1 protein-coding gene is annotated in these 1,951 nt (G+C 41.9%); it reads left to right on the top strand.

What is annotated here, in order from left to right; all coding sequences use genetic code 11:
* Nucleotides 1–70: 70 nt before the first annotated feature.
* Nucleotides 71–1,951: RecQ family ATP-dependent DNA helicase (locus E1176_RS01775; RefSeq protein ID WP_155208860.1), on the top strand; the 1,881-nt coding region annotated here is incomplete at its 3' end.

The following is a 1,951-nucleotide window of genomic DNA, read 5'->3' as shown; positions in this document are numbered from 1 at the left end:
CGTCAGACCACTCAAAGTGGTCAGACGAGTTTTATTTTTCACCTGAATAATACTAACGAGGTAGATTTGAATGAGCACTCCACAAACCATACTTAAGCAATATTGGGGGTATGATCAGTTTAGGTCATTGCAGGAAGATATCATCCAGTCGGTATTGGCAGGCAATGATACGCTGGCACTATTGCCAACCGGTGGTGGTAAATCGATTTGCTTTCAGGTGCCAGCTCTTATCAAAGAGGGTGTTTGTGTTGTGGTTACACCCCTGATTGCTCTCATGAAAGATCAGGTTGAGCAATTAAACAAACGCAAAATATCCGCAACAGCTATTTACTCTGGGCTCAGCAAGCGTGAGATTGACATCAAGCTTGATAATTGTGTCTATGGTCAGGTCAAGTTCTTGTATGTCTCACCTGAGCGTCTAAAGACTGATCTTTTCAGAGAAAGGCTCAAGAAAATGACTGTGGCGCTTTTAGCGATTGACGAATCTCATTGTATATCTCAGTGGGGCTATGATTTTAGGCCATCTTACCTGGAAATTGCCACAGTACGGGAGTTGCTGCCTGATGTGCCAGTAATAGCTCTCACGGCTACGGCTACCCCGGAAGTACAGGCAGATATTGTGGAAAAGCTGGAGTTTAAGACGGGTCATCAGCATTTTCAAAAAAGCTTTTCCAGAGCCAACCTCTCTTATGCGGTAAGAGAAGAAGAAGACAAAGAAAGAAAGCTTCTTGAGGTACTTAAAAGCGTTCCCGGAACAGCTATCGTTTATGCCAGAACCAGAAAACGAACCAAAGAACTTGCAGCGTTATTATTAAAAAACGGTCTTTCAGCAGATTTTTATCATGCCGGACTTTCTCATGAAGAAAGGGTTAAAAAACAAGACAACTGGATAAAAAACAGAACTCGGGTGATCGTTGCCACTAATGCTTTTGGTATGGGTATTGACAAGCCAGATGTACGTGTGGTTGTGCATTTGGACGTTCCGGAAAACCTGGAAGCCTACTATCAGGAGGCTGGAAGAGCCGGTCGTGATGAGAAGAAAGCTTATGCAGTAATTATCTACAATCAGCTCGATGTAGAGCTACTTAAAGAAAGAATAACCCAGGAACACCCGCCTCCAGAGTTTCTTAAGCAGGTTTACCAGGCTTTGGCCAACTATTACAAACTGGCGGTTGGCAGTGGAGAGGGGCAAGCCTTTGATTTTGATGTACATGCTTTTTCTGAGCAGTATAGGCTTAACCATTTACAGGTATTTTACGCGCTAAAAAAACTCGAAGAGGAAGGATTCGTGCAGCTAAATGAAAGCTTTTACAGTCCGTCTCAGTTACATATTTGCGTAGATAATAGTACGCTGTATAAATTTCAGATTGCTAATGCTAAATATGATACGTTCATCAAAGCTATTTTAAGGCTGTATGGCGGAGAGTTATTCAACGGATTTCTGACCATTTCTGAAGACCAGATTGCTAAGCTGCTGAATACCGGCACCGACAAGATCGTACTGGCGCTCAATAGAATGGCTGAGATGGAACTCGTAATTTATGATGAGAAGAAAGACAAACCACAGCTTGTCTTTACTCAGCCAAGGCAAAATGCTGCTGATTTACGCTTAAATAAAGTGCGTTTAAAAGAGCGTGAGCAAACGGCCAGAAAGAAATTAGATGCAATTATCAACTATGTAAATCATAGAAGCCGATGTCGTACACAGCTGCTTTTAGAGTATTTCGGAGAAGTGAGTTACGAAAAATGTGGTGTTTGTGACTACTGTATAACAGAAAAGAAAAAAGACAATCTCAAAAGTGAGACAGAGTATCACCAGCAAATCAGGCATTTGATTGAAGAGCGGAGTCTATCTGTTGACGAGACGGTTGAGCAAATTAACCCTAAGGATAAAGAGCTATTTCTAGAGGTAATCAGAGAAATGGTTGATGCCGGAGAGTTGAAATATAAT

It is taken from the genome of Fulvivirga aurantia (genome assembly GCF_009711475.1).
Taxonomy (GTDB): domain Bacteria; phylum Bacteroidota; class Bacteroidia; order Cytophagales; family Cyclobacteriaceae; genus Fulvivirga; species Fulvivirga aurantia.
This window is presented reverse-complemented; position numbering and strand designations above follow the sequence as displayed.